15 protein-coding genes and 1 pseudogene are annotated in these 20,360 nt (G+C 73.4%); 11 read left to right on the plus strand and 5 right to left on the minus strand.

Going from position 1 to position 20,360, the window contains the following annotated elements; genetic code table 11:
• The first annotated feature begins 61 nt into the window (after nucleotides 1-61).
• From ACOBQU_RS32265 to metK, 7 genes are all read left to right on the plus strand, one after another.
• Nucleotides 62-1,168, plus strand: coding sequence for a quinone-dependent dihydroorotate dehydrogenase (locus ACOBQU_RS32265; protein WP_423632008.1), 1,107 nt, complete (start codon nucleotides 62-64; stop codon nucleotides 1,166-1,168).
• Nucleotides 1,165-2,007 carry an orotidine-5'-phosphate decarboxylase gene (gene pyrF, locus ACOBQU_RS32270; protein WP_423632010.1) on the plus strand — a complete coding sequence of 281 codons (843 nt, stop codon included), beginning with the start codon at nucleotides 1,165-1,167 and terminating at the stop codon, nucleotides 2,005-2,007. Before ACOBQU_RS32265 ends, pyrF begins: the two co-directional genes overlap by 4 nt.
• Before the next feature lie 431 nt (nucleotides 2,008-2,438).
• Nucleotides 2,439-2,765: an integration host factor gene (locus ACOBQU_RS32275; RefSeq protein WP_423632012.1), complete on the plus strand. Its 327-nt coding sequence runs from the start codon at nucleotides 2,439-2,441 to the stop codon at nucleotides 2,763-2,765.
• A gap of 67 nt (nucleotides 2,766-2,832) precedes the next feature.
• Nucleotides 2,833-3,396 carry a guanylate kinase gene (gmk, locus tag ACOBQU_RS32280; protein ID WP_423632014.1) on the plus strand — a complete coding sequence of 188 codons (564 nt, stop codon included), beginning with the start codon at nucleotides 2,833-2,835 and terminating at the stop codon, nucleotides 3,394-3,396.
• A gap of 26 nt (nucleotides 3,397-3,422) precedes the next feature.
• Nucleotides 3,423-3,695, plus strand: coding sequence for a DNA-directed RNA polymerase subunit omega (gene rpoZ, locus ACOBQU_RS32285; RefSeq protein WP_003982715.1), 273 nt, complete (start codon nucleotides 3,423-3,425; stop codon nucleotides 3,693-3,695).
• A 110-nt stretch (nucleotides 3,696-3,805) separates the two neighbouring features.
• A complete protein-coding gene (gene coaBC / locus ACOBQU_RS32290) occupies nucleotides 3,806-5,149 on the plus strand; it encodes a bifunctional phosphopantothenoylcysteine decarboxylase/phosphopantothenate--cysteine ligase CoaBC (protein WP_423632017.1) in 1,344 nt (447 codons plus the stop codon).
• Between the two features lie 294 nt (nucleotides 5,150-5,443).
• Nucleotides 5,444-6,652, plus strand: a complete 1,209-nt coding sequence (gene metK / locus ACOBQU_RS32295; RefSeq protein WP_423632019.1) for a methionine adenosyltransferase — start codon at nucleotides 5,444-5,446, stop codon at nucleotides 6,650-6,652.
• 64 nt (nucleotides 6,653-6,716) lie between these two features.
• Here metK and ACOBQU_RS32300 read toward each other — a convergent pair whose 3' ends face one another.
• Together ACOBQU_RS32300 and ACOBQU_RS32305 are read right to left on the minus strand one after the other, a co-directional pair.
• Complete coding sequence (locus tag ACOBQU_RS32300; RefSeq protein WP_423632021.1) at nucleotides 6,717-7,841, minus strand: hypothetical protein; 1,125 nt, start codon at nucleotides 7,839-7,841, stop codon at nucleotides 6,717-6,719.
• 32 nt (nucleotides 7,842-7,873) lie between these two features.
• Nucleotides 7,874-8,851, minus strand: coding sequence for a hypothetical protein (locus tag ACOBQU_RS32305; RefSeq protein ID WP_423632023.1), 978 nt, complete (start codon nucleotides 8,849-8,851; stop codon nucleotides 7,874-7,876).
• Nucleotides 8,852-8,886: 35 nt separating this feature from the next.
• Here ACOBQU_RS32305 and ACOBQU_RS32310 point away from each other — a divergent pair, with 35 nt between their 5' ends.
• Nucleotides 8,887-9,642: a hypothetical protein gene (locus ACOBQU_RS32310; RefSeq protein WP_423632025.1), complete on the plus strand. Its 756-nt coding sequence runs from the start codon at nucleotides 8,887-8,889 to the stop codon at nucleotides 9,640-9,642.
• A 902-nt stretch (nucleotides 9,643-10,544) separates the two neighbouring features.
• On the opposite strand, the gene ACOBQU_RS32315 is transcribed toward ACOBQU_RS32310, so the two are convergent.
• Entirely contained in the window at nucleotides 10,545-11,711 is a 1,167-nt protein-coding gene (locus ACOBQU_RS32315) for a helix-turn-helix domain-containing protein (RefSeq protein WP_423632027.1), read from the minus strand.
• 237 nt (nucleotides 11,712-11,948) lie between these two features.
• Between ACOBQU_RS32315 and ACOBQU_RS32320 the strand changes: the two genes are divergently transcribed.
• A complete protein-coding gene (locus ACOBQU_RS32320; RefSeq protein ID WP_423632029.1) occupies nucleotides 11,949-14,099 on the plus strand; it encodes a primosomal protein N' in 2,151 nt (716 codons plus the stop codon).
• A 232-nt stretch (nucleotides 14,100-14,331) separates the two neighbouring features.
• Here ACOBQU_RS32320 and ACOBQU_RS32325 read toward each other — a convergent pair whose 3' ends face one another.
• On the minus strand, nucleotides 14,332-14,871 hold the full coding sequence (locus ACOBQU_RS32325; RefSeq protein WP_423632031.1) for a hypothetical protein: 540 nt from the start codon (nucleotides 14,869-14,871) through the stop codon (nucleotides 14,332-14,334).
• A 522-nt stretch (nucleotides 14,872-15,393) separates the two neighbouring features.
• On the opposite strand from ACOBQU_RS32325, the gene fmt reads away from it, so the two are divergent.
• Both fmt and ACOBQU_RS32335 read left to right on the plus strand, forming a co-directional pair.
• Nucleotides 15,394-16,326, plus strand: a complete 933-nt coding sequence (gene fmt / locus ACOBQU_RS32330; protein ID WP_423632033.1) for a methionyl-tRNA formyltransferase — start codon at nucleotides 15,394-15,396, stop codon at nucleotides 16,324-16,326.
• Nucleotides 16,327-16,537: 211 nt separating this feature from the next.
• On the plus strand, nucleotides 16,538-17,965 hold the full coding sequence (locus ACOBQU_RS32335; protein ID WP_423632035.1) for an RsmB/NOP family class I SAM-dependent RNA methyltransferase: 1,428 nt from the start codon (nucleotides 16,538-16,540) through the stop codon (nucleotides 17,963-17,965).
• A gap of 145 nt (nucleotides 17,966-18,110) precedes the next feature.
• Here ACOBQU_RS32335 and ACOBQU_RS32340 read toward each other — a convergent pair.
• Nucleotides 18,111-20,176: pseudogene (locus ACOBQU_RS32340) on the minus strand (MMPL family transporter).
• Nucleotides 20,177-20,360 lie beyond the last annotated feature (184 nt).

Below are 20,360 nucleotides of genomic sequence, written 5' to 3' on the forward strand. Positions count from 1 at the left end.
CGCCTAGCAGCTCGTGAGGGGGACACCGAACGCGGTGTCCCCCTCCTTATGAGGACACCACATGTACACGTTCTTCTTCCGGCTCGTCTTCCGGCGGATGGATCCGGAGCGGGCTCACCACCTCGCCTTCCGCTGGATCCGCCTGGCCGCCCGCATCCCCGTCCTGCGCACCTTCGTCGCCGCCGCCCTCGCCCCGCGCCACAAGGAGCTGCGCACCGAGGCCTTCGGCCTGCGCATGCACGGCCCCTTCGGGCTCGCCGCCGGGTTCGACAAGAACGCCGTCGCGGTCGACGGCATGGCCATGCTCGGCTTCGACCACGTCGAGATCGGCACCGTCACCGGCGAGCCGCAGCCCGGCAACCCCAAGAAGCGCCTCTTCCGCCTGGTCGAGGACCGCGCCCTGATCAACCGCATGGGCTTCAACAACGACGGCTCCGCGGCCGTCGCCGCGCGCCTGGCGGCCCGCGACGAGGTCTTCCGGACCGTCGTCGGCGTCAACATCGGCAAGACCAAGGTCGTCCCGGAGGCCGAGGCCGCCGCCGACTACGTGAAGTCCACCGAGCGCCTGGCCCGGCACGCCGACTACCTGGTGGTCAACGTGTCCTCGCCGAACACGCCGGGCCTGCGCAACCTCCAGGCCACCGAGTCGCTGCGCCCGCTGCTCACGGCCGTGCGCGAGGCCGCCGACCGCACCGTCACCGACCGCCGCGTCCCGCTGCTCGTCAAGATCGCCCCCGACCTGGCCGACGACGACGTCGACGCGGTCGCCGACCTCGCCGTCGAGCTGGGCCTGGACGGCATCATCGCCACCAACACCACCATCGCCCGCGACGGCCTCGGCCTGGCCTCCGCCCCCGAGCTGGTCAAGGAGACCGGCGGCCTGTCCGGCGCCCCCCTGAAGGAGCGCTCCCTGGAGGTCCTGCGCCGCCTCTACGCGCGCGTGGGCGACCGGATCACCCTCGTGGGCGTCGGCGGTATCGAGAACGCCGAGGACGCCTGGCAGCGCATCCTCGCGGGCGCCACCCTGGTGCAGGGCTACAGCGCGTTCATCTACCAGGGCCCCTTCTGGCAGCGCGCCGTCCACAAGGGCCTCGCCGCCCGGCTCGCCGCATCCCCGTACGCCACGCTCGCCGACGCGGTCGGCGCCGACGTGAGGAAGTCCGCATGACCGAGCCCTTCGGCGCCCGCCTGCGCCACGCCATGGACACCCGCGGGCCGCTGTGCGTCGGCATCGACCCGCACGCCTCGCTCCTGGCCGCCTGGGGCCTCGACGACGACGTCAAGGGCCTGGAGACCTTCACGCGCACCACCGTGGAGGCCCTCGCCGACCAGGTCGCCGTCTTCAAGCCGCAGGCGGCGTTCTTCGAGCGCTTCGGCTCGCGCGGCGTCGCCGTCCTGGAGCGGGCCGTCACCGAGCTGCGCGCCGCCGGGGCCCTGGTCGTCATGGACGCCAAGCGCGGCGACATCGGCTCCACCATGGCCGCCTACGCCGAGGCCTTCCTGCGCCCGGACGCGCCGCTGTTCTCCGACGCCCTCACGGTGTCGCCGTACCTCGGCTACGAGTCCCTGCGCCCCGCCGTGGACCTGGCGCGCCAGAGCGGTACGGGGCTGTTTGTGCTGGCCCTGACCTCCAACCCGGAGGGCGCCGAGGTGCAGCGGGCCGTCCGCCCCGAGGGCGGCGCCACCATCGGCGCGACCATGCTCGCCCACCTCGCCCGCGAGAACGCCGACGCCGCCCCCATGGGCTCCTTCGGCGCGGTCGTCGGCGCCACGCTCGGCGACCTGTCGTCGTTCGACCTCGACATCAACGGCCCGCTCCTCGCACCCGGCATCGGCGCGCAGGGCGCCACGCCCGCCGACCTGCCCGCGGTCTTCGGCCCGGCGGTGCGGAACGTGGTGCCGAACGTCAGCCGGGGGGTGCTCAAGGCGGGGCCGGACGCGGAGGCGCTGCGGGCGGCCGCCGCCGGGTTCGCGGACGAGGTGCGGCGGGCCGTGACGGGGGCGTAGCCGCCCCGCCCAGGAGTCCGCCCCCTGGCCGCCCCCTGGAGTCCGCCCCCGGAGCCCGCCCTCTGCCCCCGGTGCCCCCGCTGCCCCCGGTGCCGCCGACCGGCACCGGGGGCGGTTGCATATGCGCCGTACCGCGCGCGGAGCGTCCCGCCGCCCCCACGCGGTCGTGCCGGGGCACGGCACACACGCGCCCTACTAACGCGTTGCTTACGCGACACCCGGCCAAATCAGGGGAGAATTGCCCGTTATGTCGGGCTCAGCGGAGGCTGACCAGGACTTTTCGCTTGTTCTCGCTGACTCCGGCGGCCATGGCCGCTAGTCTCCGACGAGAGCCAACGGGCAAGCGCGTTGCACGTTGCTCCCCTGGTGTGGGGCGACTAGGTTCCTCACCGGTCCGTATCCGACAGTTCGATCTTCGAGGTGACGTAGGCGTGGCTCTTCCGCCCCTTACCCCTGAACAGCGCGCAGCCGCGCTCGAAAAGGCCGCCGCGGCTCGCCGGGAGCGGGCCGAGGTCAAGAATCGACTCAAGCACTCCGGCGCCTCCCTTCACGAGGTCATCAAGCAGGGCCAGGAGAACGACGTCATCGGCAAGATGAAGGTCTCCGCCCTCCTGGAGTCCCTGCCGGGCGTGGGCAAGGTCCGCGCCAAGCAGATCATGGAGCGCCTCGGGATCTCCGAGAGCCGCCGTGTCCGCGGCCTCGGCTCCAACCAGATCGCGTCGCTCGAGCGTGAGTTTGGCAGCAGTGCTGCCAGCTGACGGTCTCGGGCACTCCCGCGAACCTGGATAATCGCTGCATGGCTGCAACATCCCGGGGACGACCCCCGTGCCCCCGGACGTACGTCCGCGGCTGACCGTGCTCTCCGGCCCCTCAGGGGTCGGCAAGAGCACGGTCGTCGCTCATATGCGCAAGGAACACCCCGAGGTCTGGCTCTCGGTCTCGGCGACGACCCGCAAGCCGCGCCCCGGCGAGCGCCACGGCGTCCAGTACTTCTTCGTCTCCGACGACGAGATGGACAAGCTGATCGCCAACGGCGAGCTGCTGGAGTGGGCCGAGTTCGCGGGCAACCGCTACGGCACGCCCCGCCAGGCCGTGCTGGAGCGCCTGGAGGCGGGCGAGCCCGTCCTCCTGGAGATCGACCTCCAGGGCGCCCGGCTGGTCCGCGAGTCGATGCCGGACGCCCAGCTGGTCTTCCTGGCCCCGCCGAGCTGGGACGAGCTGGTCCGTCGGCTCACCGGCCGCGGGACGGAGGCCCCCGAGGTGATCGAGCGCAGGCTGGAGGCCGCGCGCGTCGAACTGGCCGCGGAGTCGGAGTTCGATACGACGCTTGTCAACACCTCGGTCGAGGATGTCGCGCGCGAACTGCTAGCCTTGATGAAAGTTGTTTGATCTTCACCCCCTTCGGAAGGCAGAGAGTGTCCTCTTCCATCACCGCGCCCGAGGGCATCATCAACCCGCCGATTGATGAGCTGCTTGAGGCCACCGACTCGAAGTACAGCCTCGTGATCTACGCCGCCAAGCGCGCCCGTCAGATCAACGCGTACTACTCGCAGCTCGGCGAGGGCCTCCTGGAGTACGTCGGCCCGCTCGTGGACACCCACGTCCACGAGAAGCCGCTGTCGATCGCGCTCCGCGAGATCAACGCGGGCCTGCTGACGTCCGAGGCCGTCGAGGGCCCGGCGCAGTAAGCGTCCAAGTCGTTCACCACAGGCCCGGCAGAGCACCTGCCGGGCCTGTGGTGTGTCATGGAGTCGTACGCCGCCGACGCGGCGTGCGCGACAGAGTGCGGGGAGGTACCGTGGGCAAGGCCGACAAGAGCGACATGTCCGGTGAGAGTGGCGAGAGCGGCGAGATCCGCGACCCCCGGGAGGACCGGGCAGCCGGGGAAGACCGGGAAGCCGGGGAAGCCCGGGAAGCCCGGGAGGTCCGGGAAGACCGGCAGGGCAAGCCGCGGGTCGTGCTGGGCGTCAGCGGCGGGATCGCCGCCTACAAGGCGTGCGAGCTGCTGCGCAGGCTCACCGAGTCCGGCCACGACGTCCGCGTCGTGCCGACCGAGTCGGCGCTGCACTTCGTGGGCGCCGCGACCTGGTCCGCCCTCTCCGGGAACCCGGTGTCCACGGAGGTCTGGTCCCACGTCCACGAGGTGCCGCACGTGCGCATCGGGCAGGGCGCCGACCTCGTGATCGTCGCGCCCGCCACCGCCGACATGCTCGCCAAGGCGGCCCACGGCCTCGCCGACGACCTCCTGACGAACACGCTGCTCACGGCCCGCTGTCCCGTCGTCTTCGCCCCGGCCATGCACACGGAGATGTGGGAGCACCCGGCCACGCAGGAGAACGTGGCCACGCTGCGCCGCCGCGGCGCCCTCGTCGTCGAGCCCGCCGTCGGCCGCCTCACCGGCGTCGACACCGGCAAGGGGCGCTTCCCCGAGCCCGCGGAGCTGTTCGAGGTCGTACGCCGCGTCCTCAAGCGCGGCACCGGCGGTCAGGACCTCGCCGGACGCCACGTCGTCGTCAGCGCGGGCGGCACCCGCGAGCCCCTGGACCCGGTGCGCTTCCTCGGCAACCGCTCCTCCGGCAAGCAGGGCTACGCCCTCGCCCGCAGCGCGGCCGCCCGCGGCGCCCGCGTGACCCTGGTGGCCGCCAACGCGGCGCTGCCCGACCCGGCGGGCGTCGACGTCGTGCCCGTCGGCACGGCCCTTCAGCTGCGCGAGGCGGTCCTGAAGGCGGCCGCCGACGCCGACGCCGTGGTGATGGCGGCGGCCGTGGCCGACTTCCGCCCGGCGGCCTACGCCGCCGGGAAGATCAAGAAGAAGGACGGCGAGGAGCCCGCCCCTCTCGCCCTCGTCCGCAATCCGGACATCCTGGCCGAGATCGCGGGCGACCGGCCGCGCCCGGGCCAGGTGGTCGTCGGCTTCGCCGCCGAGACGGACGACGTCCTCGCCAACGGCCGCGCCAAGCTCGCGCGCAAGGGCTGTGACCTGCTCGTCGTGAACGAGGTCGGCGAGCGCAAGACATTCGGCTCTGAGCGGAACGAGGCCGTGGTGCTCGGCGCCGACGGCAGCGAGACCCCGGTCCCGTACGGCCCCAAGGACGATCTCGCCGACACCGTCTGGGACCTGGTCGTTCCGCGACTCGCCTGACGGTCCCCGCGTCGGTCGACCACCGGGGGCCGGTGTCCCGCCAGGCGGGACGAACCCGTGAAACCCCCGAAAAACCCGGGAAGACCCCGGGATTACGGGGCGCCACGCCCTCTGGTGGAGACCGCTGACCGTGTCGCACAATGCAGTGCCGCAGGTCACAGGGCTCCCATGTGGCGAGACACGTGACCACGCGGCCGAGCGCGACCGATAAACTGGTCTCGGACGACGTCGAGCGCAGCTCTCGGCCCGTTCGCCAATGATCAGCCAGCAGCCGCTGCAACCACAGGGAGCGATGTGTCCCGCCGTCTCTTCACCTCGGAGTCCGTGACCGAGGGTCACCCCGACAAGATCGCTGACCAGATCAGCGACACCATTCTCGACGCGCTTCTGCGGGAGGACCCCACCTCGCGGGTCGCCGTGGAAACGCTCATCACGACCGGCCTCGTGCACGTCGCGGGTGAGGTCACGACCAAGGCGTACGCGCCGATCGCGCAGCTGGTGCGCGAGAAGATCCTGGAGATCGGCTACGACTCGTCGAAGAAGGGCTTCGACGGCGCCTCCTGTGGCGTGTCGGTGTCCATCGGCGCGCAGTCGCCCGACATCGCGCAGGGTGTCGACACGGCGTACGAGTCCCGCGTCGAGGGCGACGAGGATGAGCTGGACAAGCAGGGCGCGGGCGACCAGGGCCTGATGTTCGGCTACGCGTGCGATGAGACGCCCGAGCTGATGCCGCTGCCGATCCATCTGGCGCACCGCCTGTCGCGGCGGCTGTCGGAGGTCCGCAAGAACGGCACCATCCCCTACCTGCGCCCCGACGGCAAGACGCAGGTCACCATCGAGTACGACGGTGACAAGGCGGTCCGCCTGGACACGGTGGTGGTCTCCTCGCAGCACGCCTCGGACATCGACCTGGACTCGCTGCTGGCTCCCGACATCCGCGAGTTCGTGGTCGAGCCGGAGCTGAAGGCCCTGGTCGACGACGGCATCAAGCTGGAGACCGAGGGCTACCGCCTGCTGGTCAACCCCACCGGCCGCTTCGAGATCGGCGGCCCGATGGGTGACGCGGGCCTGACCGGCCGCAAGATCATCATTGATACGTACGGCGGTATGGCCCGCCACGGCGGCGGCGCCTTCTCCGGCAAGGACCCGTCCAAGGTGGACCGCTCGGCGGCGTACGCGATGCGCTGGGTCGCCAAGAACGTCGTCGCCGCGGGCCTGGCCGCCCGCTGCGAGGTCCAGGTCGCCTACGCCATCGGCAAGGCCGAGCCGGTGGGCCTGTTCGTGGAGACCTTCGGCACGAACACGGTCGACACCGACAAGATCGAGCAGGCCATCAGCGAGGTCTTCGACCTCCGCCCCGCCGCGATCATCCGCGACCTGGACCTGCTGCGCCCCATCTACGCCCAGACCGCCGCCTACGGCCACTTCGGCCGCGCCCTGCCCGACTTCACCTGGGAGAAGACGGACCGGGTGGACGCGCTGCGGAAGGCCGCGGGCCTGTAGTCCGCAAGCCGCACGCTTCGGCCGAGGCCCGGCGCCGCCTGACGGCACGCCGGGCCTCGCTGCGTCAGCCGGGCGGGTCCGTGGGCTTCGTACCGTCGTCGTCGGTTCCGCCCGGCCCGGGGTGTCCGAAGTACCGTCGGAACTCCTCGACGACGTCCATCCTGCCGTGGGCTCTGGCGAGGTTCATGAACCGTTCGGCCAAGAGGTCGGCCTCCGGGTCTTCGCGAGAGAGCCCGAACCAGGCCAGGATCGAGTCGATCATGCCGGAGCCCGCCGTGTCCTGGGCCGGTGCCGGATCGCCGTCCGGGCCGTAGGGAGGCGACGGTGCGCCCCAGTCCGGCGGGCCCTGTCGGCCGAGGTCCATGGGGTCGCTCGCGTACGGCGATGCCGACGGGGGCACGAGGTGCTCGAAGGGCGGCGCGACGGTGTCGTTGTTCGCGGCCGCCGACAGCCGGGCCAGCAGGCCGATCCGGTCGACGGTGCCCTCCACCTCCTCGTCGTTGCGCGACAGCCACCACACCACGGCGCTGCCCGTGTTTTTGAGCACGTCGTCGCCGAGGTAGGCCCGCTTGCTCCGCTCGTAGTTCCGCTCGTGCTCCCAGACGTCCTCGTCCTTGCGGACGTCCGACAGCTTGGACAGACGCTCACGGTCGTGTTCCGGCAGGCTCAGCGAGACGTCATGTGCCATGGCCATGACGCGACCGGTGGCGTCCTCGCGCATCGTGCCCAGTGCCCCGTTGAGCTGGTGCTGGACGAACGCGCTGCGGGTGGGCGGCTGCTGGGAGGTGAGCGCCCGCGCGCGCTGAAGGATCGCGTCCACGGCCAGACCCGCGGCGTTGATCGCCGGGGCGTCCTCCGCGGCCTCCCGTTCGCTCCAGCAGACCGTGGCGGAGAAGGAGAAGTCGTAGTCGGGTACCGCGCTGGGCAGGGCCACGTGCGTGACCCGCTGCTCCGGACCCGGTGCGCACGGCGCGAGGAGATCCGGGTCGAACCCCGGCAGGGGGTCGGAGAGCGGCCTGCGGGACGTACGGCACAGGGCGCGGTGCGTGACCGCCGCGGTGCCCAGGAGGGCCATGGCCGTGACGGGCCAGGCCCAGCGCGGCCAGCCCGCGCTCAGCCCGAAGATGACGACGACCAGCCCCAGGATGACGGTGACGAACAGCGTCATCGTCTTCTGGCCGGAACCCATGGTGAACCCCCGAATTGTCGTCGGACGGCGGATCAGTACGACTCGATGCCCTGGCGGGCGTTGATGGTGTGCAGCAGCTGGGCGAGGACGTCCGCGCGTTCGGCCGGGAACGCCGGGCTCTCGTGCCGCCAGCGCCGCGCGACCCGGTAGACGAGGCCCGACGTGCGGCTGTCCGGCGCGCAGGCCGTGGCGAGGACATCGAGGATCAGCGTGCGATGGACGGCGTCCGTGGCACAGGCGTTGAGCCAGTGCGACACGGGCACCGCCCAGTGCTGCTCGGGGCGGTGCAACGCCTCGGACCAGCCCCGGGCCAGCAGTGCCCTGACGGACGCGGACCGGATGAGGCGAACCGGGTCGGCGAGTGACAGGAACAGGACGCTGTCGCTGTCCCCCCACTGGCCCTGGGCCATGCCGGTGCCCAGCCGCTCCAGCATGCGGCGGTACAGGCGGTTGTCGGAGCGGGCGAGGCGCAGGGTGGCGTCCCGGGCGTCCGCGAGCACCTGGCCCTTGGCCCGGCGGGCCAGGTGGTGAAGGCGTACGAGGGCCTGGTCGGGGTGACTGCGCGCCATGACGTTGGAGCAGACCAGCACGAGTACCTGCCCCAGGCCGGGGCTGGTGTCGGGCGCCTTGGACCAGTCGTAGACCTGCTGGCGGAAGTACCGGCCGTGCTGGTCGTCGGCCAGGCCGTGGGCCAGGAGCTGCGCGGCGTCGGCGACCTTCCGGGTGGAGGTGCCGCCGCGGGTCCACCGGTCCACCAGCCACCGAAGGTCCTCGGGGCGGTCACAGCGCAGGACCTGGTCGGCGAACCGCTTGACGGCGGGGCCGCGTTCGGCCACGTCGAGGTCCGGTGCCGCCATGCACAGCTGGAACCAGTCGCGAAGCTGTCGGCGGACGTCCGGCAGATACGTCCAGAAGTGGCTGCGCACGGCGCTGTCGTAGCCGGGCAGCGGGAAGCGGACGCGGCTGTCGGCGCTGACCTCGGCACCGATCGCGCTGAACTCCGCGTGCAAGTCGGTGCGGTCGAGGCGGGGGTGTCGTCCTGCGGATGGCTCAGGACCTCCAGCAGCGCGTTCGTTGCGTGCAGCACCGTCACCGGCGTGGTGCCGTGGAACATCGCGAGCGACAGCAGCAGCGCCCTGCGGCGCCCGCTGTGCTCGGCGGCGATGTCGGCGGCGACGCGCACGGTCTGGTCGTGCTTCTCGGCGAGGGCCGCGGCGAGCCAGTGGGCGAAGCCCCGTTCCGGGCCCCCTGTGTCACGCTGCCGTCTGATGCCGTCGGCGAGCGCCGCGATGTCGCGCAGGGGCGCCCGGCCGGTGTAGGCCGTGAGTTCGCCGTCCTGGAGGTCGTCCGGGGTGGGCTGGATGTTCTCGCAGCGCAGATGCCGGGCCAGCACCCGTTTCGCCGACGGGTGGCCGATCTCGGCGGTGAGGTGCCTGAGGTCGTCGCGCAGCAGGTAGCCGAGGTGGTGCGGCAGCACCACGACGAGGTGGGCGTCGAGCCGGATGAGCTGGTCGCGGAAGCCGAGCAGCTCTTCCTGCACGGTCACGTACCGGGACTCGTCGGCCTCGGAGAGGTCGAGCAGGAGCCGGTCACCGGAGCCGATGTCCCGGGGGTCCAGAGCGGTGGACGCCTCGTCGTCCGGGGCGTCGGGCAGCGTTGTGTGTGCCGGTCGTACACCTTCATGCCCCCCTGCGTGGTGGAGTGGATCAACGAAGCGTCGGCAGAGGTGGGTGCGAACGCCCCCGGCAGCGGTGCAGGGCCGTCGGCGCCCTTGTTCCCGGCGTGGCGTCACGGGAGCTGACACCGTCATGTAGAAGTTGAACTGCGGCCCCTCACCCCCGTGCACCGGGCCGTGTGCCTCTTTCACGTATGTGCCGGTGTCTTCCGCTACCGGCTGCCCTGCTCTAGACAAGCGCGGGTCGCGTCGATCGAAGCGGTGGCCCACGCCGCCGTGGTTGTCGCCCGCGAGATAGGTGGTCCCGTCGCCGTTCTCGTGATGGTGGGTGACTATGTCGCCACTGCCCGTGTGTAATGGACCTTGGGACTGGCCGACGAACGTTCCCGTTCCAACCGAACCGCTGATGTGCCCGATGCCGCCGCTCTGCTGCTTGTTTCGGATGGTGGTCGACTGCTCGGGCTGGTTCTTGTCCTGACCGCTCCTTCGCCGGTCGAGCGCGGCAAGGCCCGGGACCTGCTGGGACAGGCGGTCGCCCAGACTGGTCAGGTCCGTGTCGAAGGTACGCAGCTGCACGCGTGCGTACTGGCAGGCGGCGAGTTGGGCGATCGGCTTGGGGAGCCGGTGGGGGGCGAGCTGTTCCAGATGGCGGCTCGTCAGGAGGGGGACGACCACCACCCCCGAGTCGAAGGCCTCCTCGATCTCGCGCCGCACCCAGTCCCTCGGGTTGGTGAGCGCCCGTCGGCCCGGCCGCCGCGGGTCAGGGGCGTCGAGCCAGCGCTCGTCGACGATCACGAGGAGGACCCGGCTGCGGCGCACCGCCTGCGACAGCGCCTCGGTGTAGTCGCGGCCCAGTTCGATGGACTGCCCGGCGAGGAACACGCTGTCCGCGCCGAACCTGTCCGTCAGTGCCCGGCGGCACATGTGGGCGAGCTCCTTGCCGCCCTTGGTGCGGTAGTTGATGAAGATCTCGTGCATGTCTCAGTCCTCTCTAGGAAGGGGCGGCCCAGAGGAGCGCGACCGCCAGATCAAGGGCTCGTGAGGGCGTCCGCGGCGAGTGCGCAGGCGTGGTCGATGTCGCCCGCTGCGGCGTGGGCCAGGGCGCGCCGGACGTTGTAGCGCCCCCGGGTCCTGAAGGCGTGTTCGGGGATCCGCGCGGTCTCCCGGTCGAGCAGCGCGGCCGCCTGGGCGGGGCGGCCGAGGTCGTACAGGCACCAGCCCGTGAACATCGAGACCACGTCGGGGAGGTGCGAGGTGCCGAGCACGGGCCGACCGGGGTCGGCGGCGTCGCGTGCGAGCAGGTCGCGTGCCTCGTCCAGGCTGCGCATGCAGGTGTCGTAGTCGCCCGCGACGGCGGTGCTCTGCGCCAGGTGCTGCGCCGCCAGCCCGCGGATGCGTGCGGGCGCGTCGCTGCGCAGCGCCCGCTCGGCGAGCTGGGTGGCTCGGTCGAGGTCTCCGCGGTACAGGCTGATGAGCGAGTGGCGGACGTGCGCGTACGTGGCGAGGTCGGGGTCGTCACCCGCGTCCGCGAGCCGCACGGCCCGGTCCGTCCACCACAGTGCTGTGGGGTCCGCGCCGCACTCCTGGGCCATCCATCCCACGTACTCGGCGTAGCGGGACGCGATCAGGAGCAGCGCGCGCCGGGTGCGGGGCCCCGCTCGTACGGCGAGCTGTTCCAGGCTGTGGGTCTGGGCGATCAGGGCGGGCAGGACACTGGCGGGGCCGGACGCCTGACCGAGGCGCCGGAACTGGTCGAAGAGCAGCCGGGCCGCGTCCACGACGGTCTCCGCGGCGTCGCCGGGCGAGGGCTGGCACAGCCCGTCCTCCGTGTGCATCGCCAGGACGGACGTGGCCCCCGCGGCGATCACGCCGCGCCGCGTCACCGTCTGGAACGTGCTCGAACCGTCCTTGTCCAAGTGCATCAACCACACCTCACCGTCGTGGTCAGGGCCAGGGGCAGGGCGAGAAGGCGTGGGCGACGGGACCGGCACCAGGGCGGCCAGCGCCCCGTCCGCCTTGAGACACGTGTCACACAGGCGAGCCAGCTCGGGCGTCGGGCGTTTGATCCCGCGCTCCACCTTGCTGAGCTGGCTCTTGCTGTAGTGCACGCGCTGACCGAGCTGGGCCAGCGAGAGCCGGGCGTCCAGGCGCCTCCTGCGCAGCTCCGGCCCGAAGTCACGTGTCCGATCCAGCACTTCTACCTCCGTCACTCTCCGGCCGTCAGCCGGTGAGCGCCGCGATTCAGCGTGTGGCAGCCGACGGGGCCGAACAAGGCGAATGGAACGTTTCCCGTTTCCTCATCGGGAGGGAAACCGGCCCCGCGCCGCGTGTCGAGAAGGCGAAACCAGCCAGGTGGGAGGGGTGGGCCCAGCGGGTCCCGCGGGGCGTCCTGGCCCCGCTTCGTTGTCCGTCCCGTCTGGTAGGAATGCAGCGTGAGCAGCGAGAACGAGAACGTCGAACGGTCCGGTGGGACCGAGCCTGAGCAGCTCGCGCTCATCCGGGAGAGTGTGCGCAAGGCCAAGGCTCCGAAGGCCAAGCCGCGTACGTGGCGGGGGGCCGCGTTGGCCAAGGAGTTGCCGGTGGCGCGGGTCGTCGTGGACAAGGGCGTGCTGCACCTCGACCGGTACTTCGACTACGCGGTGCCCGAGGAGCTGGACGAGGCCGCGCAGCCGGGGGTGCGGGTGCGGGTGCGGTTCGGGGCCGGGGCGCGGAACGTGCGGGACGGGCGGCGCGAGGGCGGGGGGCTGATCGACGGGTTCCTCGTCGAGCGGTGCGCCGAGTCGGACTACAGCGGACCGCTCGCCGCGCTCGCGCAGGTCGTGTCGCCGGAGCCGGTGCTCGACGGGGAGCTGCTCGGGCTCGCCCGGGCCGTGGCCGACCGGTACGCGGGGAGCCTCGCCGACGTGCTGCAGCTGGCTGTGCCGCCCCGGCACGCGCGGGCCGAGAAGCGGACGTCGCCGCCCGCGCCCGCGCCGCCCGAGGCGCCGGACGCCGGTTCCTGGCGGAGGTACGCGCGCGGGCCCGAGTTCCTCGCGGAGCTGGCCGCGGGCGGGGCGCCGCGGGCGGTGTGGACCGCGCTGCCGGGGCCGCTGTGGGCGGAGGAGATCGCCCGCGCCGTGCAGGCGACGCTCGCCTCGGGGCGCGGCGCGCTCGTCGTCGTCCCGGCCGGGCGGCCCGCCGCGCGGGTGGACGCGGCGCTGCGGGCCCTGCTCGGCGAGGGGCAGCACGCGCTGCTGACCGCCGACGCCGGTCCGGAGCGCCGGTACGCGCAGTGGCTGGCGGTGCGCCGCGGCTCGGTGCGTGCCGTCGTCGGGACCCGCGCCGCCATGTTCGCGCCCGTGCGGAATCTGGGCCTCGTCGTCGTGTGGGACGACGGCGACGGCAGCCACAGCGACGACAACGCGCCGTTCCCGCACGTCCGGGAGGTCCTTGAGCTGCGTGCCGCACGCGACAAGTGCGGCTTCCTGCTGGGCGGTTGGAGCTGCACGGTGGAGGCCGCGCAGCTCGTGGAGAGCGGCTGGGCCCTGCCGGTGGCCGCGGACCGCGAGCAGGTGCGGGCCGCCGCCCCGCTGGTGCGCACGGTCGGGGACGACGACCTCGCGCGGGACGAGGCGGCCCGCGCGGCCCGGCTGCCCTCCCTGGCGTGGCAGGTCGCCCGCGAGGGGCTGAAGCGCGGCCCGGTGCTCGTGCAGGTGCCCCGGCGCGGCTATGTGCCCCGGCTGGCGTGCGAGCGCTGCCGGGAGCCCGCGCGCTGCCGCCACTGCGCCGGACCGCTTGAGGCCCGGGACTCCGGGGCGCTGGTGTGTGCCTGGTGCGGGCGTGACGAGGCGGCCTGGCACTGCCAGGAGTGCGGTGGCTTCCGGCTGCGCGCCCAGGTCGTGGGCGCCCGGCGCACCGCGGAGGAGCTGGGCCGGGCGTTTCCCGCGGTGCCGGTGCGGACGTCGGGGCGCGAGCAGGTCCTGGACACGGTGGGGGCCGCGCCCGCCCTGGTGGTGAGCACGCCGGGGGCGGAGCCGGTGGCGGAGGGCGGCTATGCCGCCGCGCTGCTGCTCGACGGGTGGGCCATGCTCGGGCGGCCCGACCTGCGGGCGGGCGAGGACGCGCTGCGGCGCTGGATCGGCGCGGCCGCGCTGGTACGGGACCAGGGGGCGGGCGGCACCGTCGTGGTCGTCGCCGAGCCGACGCTGCGGCCGGTGCAGGCGCTGGTGCGGTGGGATCCGGTGGGCCACGCGGTCCGGGAGCTGGCGGAGCGGGCGGAGCTGGGCTTTCCGCCGGTGTCGCGGATGGCGGCGGTGGCCGGTGCGCCGGAGTCCCTCGCCGACTTCCTCGGGCAGGTCGAACTGCCGCCGGACGCCGAGGTGTTGGGGCCGGTGCCGATGCCGTCCACGGAGCCGGGGCGGGCGCGGCGGCCCGGTGATCCGCCGCCGGGGGAGCGGTGGGAGCGGGCGCTGGTGCGGGTGCCGCCGGGGAGTGGGGCGGCGTTGGCCCGTGCGCTGAAGTCCGCGCAGGCGGCGCGGATGGCCCGGGGGGCGGGGGCGCAGGCCGGGGTGCGGGTGCGGATTGATCCGGGGGACATTGGGTGACGGGTGGTGGGGGCGGGGGCCTCGCGGGGGCGCCCCAGGCCCGCCCCTTCACCGAAACCAGGGGCTGCCGCCCCTGGCACCCCGCCTTAGTTGGCGCTGCGCGCCTCGTCCTCAAACGCCGGACGGGCTTGAAGGGTCTCGCCGCCTCGTGGCTCGTTCTCGAACGCCGGACGGGCTGAGATGCGCGGCTGCCCCCGGCCCGTGGTGAGCGGGGCGGGGGCAGCTGTGGGGGTCAGCCGTTGCGCGGGCCGGGGAAGGCGCTCGGGCGGACGTCGTCGCGGAGGGCGGGGCTGCCCGCCGTCGGCTGGGTCGGCATGGCGCGGGCGGCGGGCACCGACGGCAGCGTGGTGCCGACGGGCACCGGGCGTGTGGCGGGGGTGGGCTCGGTGGTGCGTTCCGGCTCGGTGGCCGTGGCCTGTGCCGTGGCCCGGCGGGCGCCGTACCGGCGGTGCACCGCCTGCTTGGTGACGCCGAGCGCGGAGCCGACCGCGTCCCACGAGAAGCCCAGGGAGCGGTCGAAGTCGACCGCGGCGGTGACCAGCGTCTCGACGCTGTCCCGCAGTTCCTGGGCGAGGCGGACGGTCGGGGCGGGCGCGCGCCCGTACACGACGAAGCCCGCGGAGGGGCTGGAGCGGCGCGGGCGGTAGACGTTGCCGAGCTGGGCGGTGAGGGTGCGCAGTGCGTCCACCTGCCGGCGGACCCGCTCGATGTCCCGCACCAGGAGGTGCAGGCTGGCCCGTGCCTGGGCGTCGTGGGTTGCGTGGTCGGCCATGAACAAGCCTCTCGAACCGGCGTTGAGGGATCGGGGTTGATGGAGTTGAGCTGGTTGAAGGTGAGGGGTTGGAGGTGAGGGAGGAGGGACGGGATGAGGGACGGGATGAGGTGTGAGGGGTGGGACGGGAGCGGGGAGGGAAGTAAGGAGGGGGAGGGGGACGAGGTTGTCTGCGTGGCGGGTCCGGGCGGGGAACGGGCGGTGGCCCGTGGGGGTTTGGCTGGTGCGGTGAATCTGGTGCGGGGAGCGGGCCGCGTGGTGGCCCCTTCGTGGTCAACTTTCTCTTGACCAACGCGCCACGTCGTGAGGGGTCACGGTCTCGGGGCGTATACGCATATGCGCAGGGCGCACGGCTGTGCGTACGCCCCCGGGGGAAGTGGCCGCGGGCACTCTCCGGTCGTCACCGGGCACGCCCGCGCCCCGTTCCGGCAGCGGTCATAGACTGGTGCGTCGCCGTCCACGCCCGCCGCGTCGCCGCCGGTGACCGCGCCGCCGACCCCCAGAGAACCGAGGTACCACCCAGTGAAGCTGGTCTTCGCAGGCACCCCCGAGGTCGCCGTCCCCTCCCTGGACGCCCTGATCGCCTCCGGACGGCACGAGGTCGCCGCCGTCGTCACACGCCCCGACGCCCCGGCGGGCCGCGGCCGCAGGCTGGTCGCGAGCCCGGTGGCCGAGCGCGCCGAGGAGGCCGGGATCGAGGTGCTGAAGCCCGCGAAGCCGCGTGACCCTGAGTTCCTCGACCGGCTGCGGGAGATCGCGCCGGACTGCTGCCCGGTGGTGGCCTACGGCGCGCTGCTGCCGAAGGTGGCCCTGGACGTGCCCGCCCACGGCTGGGTCAATCTGCACTTCTCGCTGCTGCCCGCCTGGCGCGGCGCCGCGCCCGTGCAGCACGCGGTGATGGCCGGGGACGAGATCACCGGCGCCTCCACCTTCCTGATCGAGGAGGGCCTGGACTCGGGGCCGGTCTACGGCACGGTCACCGAGGAGGTCCGGCCCACCGACACCAGCGGTGACCTGCTGACCCGGCTGGCCTTCGCGGGCGCCGGGCTGCTCGCGGCCACCATGGACGGCATCGAGGACGGCTCGCTGACCGCCGTGCCGCAGCTCGCCGACGGTGTCACGCTCGCCCCGAAGATCACGGTGGAGGACGCCCGCGTCGACTGGGCGGCCCCGGCGCTGCGCGTGGACCGGGTGGTGCGCGGCTGCACGCCCGCGCCCGGCGCGTGGACCGTCTTCCGCGGTGAGCGCCTGAAGCTGATCCAGGCCGTGCCGGTCCAGGACCGCACTGACCTCGCGCCCGGCGAGCTGTCCGTCGGCAAGAAGAACCTGTACGTGGGCACGGGGTCGCACGCCGTGGAGCTGCTGTGGGTCCAGGCGCAGGGCAAGAAGCCGATGGCCGCGGCGGACTGGGCGCGTGGCGTGCGGATCGCGCCGGGCGAGCGCCTCGGCGCGTAGCACCCCCGCCCGGCCGACGGCACCCCCGGCCCCCCGCCGGGCGCGGGCGGCGAGTGGGCGGCCGGGCCCGGCGGACGTAGGCTGAGGAGGTCCGGCGTACGCCGCACTCCGACGGACACCGGCGCACACCCCGCGCGTATCCCTCGGACACGCACCCCCGCGTACACCCCCGGACGCGCACCCACGCTCGTACCCCTTAAGCGGAGCACCTTTGAACGACAAGGCCACACGCCGCCCCCGCAAGCCCGGCAAGCCCTACCGCCGACCGCAGAAGGACGCCGTCCGGATCCTCGCCTTCGAGGCGCTGCGGGCCGTGGACGAGCGCGACGCGTACGCGAACCTGGTGCTGCCGCCGCTGCTGCGCAAGGCCCAGGAGAAGGGCGACTTCGCCCAGCGGGACGCGGCGCTCGCCACCGAGCTGGTGTACGGCACGCTGCGCGGGCAGGGCACGTACGACGCGATCGTCGCGGCCTGCGTCGACCGGCCGCTGCGCGAGGTCGACCCGCCGGTCCTCGACGTGCTCGCCATGGGCGTGCACCAGCTCCTCGCCACGCGCATCCCCTCGCACGCGGCGGTGTCGGCGTCGGTGGAGCTGGCGCGCGTGGTGCTCGGCGACGGGCGGGCCAAGTTCGTCAACGCCGTGCTGCGCAAGGTCGCCCAAGACGACCTCGACGGCTGGCTCGCGAAGGTCGCCCCGCCCTACGACGAGGACCCCGAGGACCACCTGGCCGTCGTGCACTCGCACCCCCGCTGGGTCGTCTCGGCCCTGTGGGACTCGCTCGGCGGCGGCCGCGCGGGCATCGAGGACCTGCTGGAGGCCGACAACGAGCGGCCCGAGGTGACGCTGGTGGCCCGGCCCGGCCGGAGCACCGCCGGTGAGCTGCTCGACGCGCTCGGGGAGCAGGCCGTCGAGGGCCGCTGGTCCCCGTACGCCGTCAGGCTCACCGAGGGCGGGGAGCCCGGCAGGCTCGACGCCGTGCGCGCCGGGGACGCCGGGGTGCAGGACGAGGGCAGCCAGCTCGTGGCGCTCGCACTCGCGAACGCGCCCCTCGAAGGGCGGGACACGCGGTGGCTCGACGGGTGCGCGGGGCCCGGCGGCAAGGCCGCGTTGCTCGCGGGGCTCGCCGCCGAGCGCGGCGCGACGCTGCTGGCCTCCGAGAAGCAGCCCCACCGCGCGGGCCTGGTCGCCCGGGCCCTGGCCGGGAACCCTGGTCCCTACCAGGTCATCGCCGCCGACGGGACGCGCCCCCCGTGGCTGCCCGGCAGCTTCGACCGCGTCCTGATGGACGTGCCCTGCACGGGGCTCGGCGCGCTGCGGCGGCGGCCCGAGGCGCGGTGGCGGCGGCGGCCGGAGGACCTGGAGGGGTTCGCGCCACTGCAACGTGCGCTGCTGCACAGCGCGTTGGAATCCGTGCGGGTCGGCGGTGTAGTGGGGTACGCCACGTGTTCGCCGCATCTGGCGGAGACGCGGGCCGTGGTGGACGACGTGCTCAAGCAGCGGGGCGGGGCCGAACTGGTCGACGCGCGGCCGCTGTTCCCCGGGGTGCCGGGGCTGGGGGAGGGGCCTGACGTTCAGCTGTGGCCTCATGTGCACGGCACCGACGCGATGTATCTGGCGGTCATTCGGCGGGGTGCGTGAGGGTGCGGGTCTCGGGTGCCCTCGCGGGGCGCCCCAGGCCCGCCCCTTCCCGAAACTAGGGGCTGCGCCCCAGGACCCCCCTTTTTTTGCCGCTTCGCGGCTCGTCCTCAAACGCCGGACGGGCTTGGTGGTCCGCCGGACGGGCTTATTCCCTGCCTGGCCACCATGCCTTGGGGCCCGTGTCCAGGAGCAGGGACGTGACCAGGATCGAGCGGACCACGAAGGTGTCCAGGAGGACGCCCAGGGCTACGGCGAAGCCGACCTCGACGAAGGCGACGATCCTGATGGTGCCGAGGACGGCGAAGGTGCCCGCGAGGACCAGGCCCGCCGAGGTGATGACCGCGCCGGTCGCGGCGAGGCCGGTGAGGACGCCCCGGTGGGTGCCCTGGCGGCGGGCCTCCTCGCGGATGCGGGTGGTGAGGAAGATGTTGTAGTCGATGCCGAGCGCCACCAGGAAGACGAACACGAACAGCGGGAAGTCGGTGGACTCGCCGGGGAAGCCGAAGACGTGGCGGAAGACGAGCGCGCTGACGCCCAGCGCCGCGGAGAACGAGAGCACGACCGTCGCGATCAGGAGCAGGGGCGCGACGACCGCGCGCAGCAGGACCGCCAGGATGAGGAGCACCACGAGCAGCACCAGCGGGATGACCAGCTTGTCGTCGTGGACCGTCGCCGCGTCCATGTCGCGCAGCGTGGCCGTGCCGCCGCCGACCTTCGCGTCCGCGCCCGGCACGGCGTGCACCCGCTCGCGGACCCGTTCGACGGTGTCCTTGGCCGCCCGGCTGTCGGACGGATCGGTGAGGACCGCCTCGAACAGCACCTTCCCGTCGTGCTCGGGCTTGGTGCCCGGGGGACGGTGACGCTGTCCCCGTTCACTCCGGGCGTCCGCGCCACGGCGCGCCGGACCTCGCCGTCCCGCGCCTTGTTCGCGACGACGACCACGGGATCGCCGCTGCCCGCGGGGAAGTGCTCCGCGGTGACCTCCTGACCCCGGACCGAGTCGGGCTTGTCGAGGAACGCGTCCTCGGTGCTGACGCCCGCCGCCCGCAACTCCACCAGGCCGACGGCCAGGGCGGCGAGCACCACCGAGGTGAGCACCCAGACCCTGCGGGGCCGACGCGCGATACGGCGGCCCGTGCGCGCCCACACGCCCTGCTCCGCCGGGTCCGCGGAACCGTACCGCGGGACCTTCGGCCAGAACAGCCAGCGCCCGCAGACCACCAGAAGCGCCGGGAACAGCGACAGCATCGCCAGCAGCGCGACCCCGACGCCGATCGCGGCGACGGGACCGAGGCCCCGCGTGGAGTTCATCTCCGCCGTGAGCAGCACCAGCATGCTCAGGACGACGGTGGCGCTGGACGCGATCACCGCGGGTCCCGCCCGGCGCAGCGCCAGGGCCATCGCCTCGTGCCGGTCCCGGTGGCGGCGCAGCTCCTCGCGGTAGCGGGCGACCAGGAGCAGCGCGTAGTCCGTGCCCGCGCCGAAGACCAGCACCGTGAGGATGCCCGCGGCCTGGCCGTTGACGGTCAGGTCCGCGTGCCGGGCGAGCAGGCAGATCAGGGCCTGCGCGCCGTACAGCGCCACCAGGACCGAGACCAGGGGGACGAACAGGAGCACCGGACTGCGGTACGTGATCAGCAGGGCGACCACCACGACGGCGCCCGCGGCGAGCAGCAGCGTCGAGTCGATCTCGGCGAAGGCCGCCACCGAGTCGGCGTTCACCCCGGCCGGGCCCGTGATGTACACGTCCAGGCCGTCCGCGCTCCCGCCGACCGTGTCGCGGACGTCGTCGACGGCGTCCGGCAGGTCCCTGAAGGTCTCGTTGTTCATGGTGAGCGGCACGTACACCTGGGCGGCGCCGCCGCTCTCGGCGGTGACGGGGCCGCGGGTCTCGTCCCCGCGGATCCAGTGGGAGTGGAGCTGCCTGAGGCCGCGCACGCCCTCGTCGACGCGCTCCCGGTCGCGGGCCGTCAGCCGCCCCTCCTCGCGGGCGTACAGGACCACGACGGGCATCGTCTCGGGCCTGAAGTCCTCGGCGGCGTCGAGGACTTGGGTGGACTCCGCGGAGCGCGGCACCCAGGACGAGGTCGTGTTGTCCTGCTCGTCGGAGAGCCGCTGGGCGAGCGGCGCCGCGAGCACGAGGACCACCAGCCAGAACACCACCACCAGCCACTTGGTCCGCCGCCCGCAGACCAGCCGGGCCACTCCCATGTGCGCCCGCCGCTTGCGCTCCGACCGGGCCCCGCGGGCCTTCCACCCCGTCCGGTACCCGCGGGCCTTCCAGCCCGACCGGGACCCGTAGTCCTTCCCTCCCGTCCAGGCCCCGCGGGACCCCCACCCCGTCCGCGCCCTGCGAGACTTCGGCTTCCTTGGCATGGCCGCTCCCTGCCGCCCC

Origin of the sequence: Streptomyces sp. G45 (genome assembly GCF_049542095.1) — a bacterium.
GTDB lineage: Bacteria > Actinomycetota > Actinomycetes > Streptomycetales > Streptomycetaceae > Streptomyces.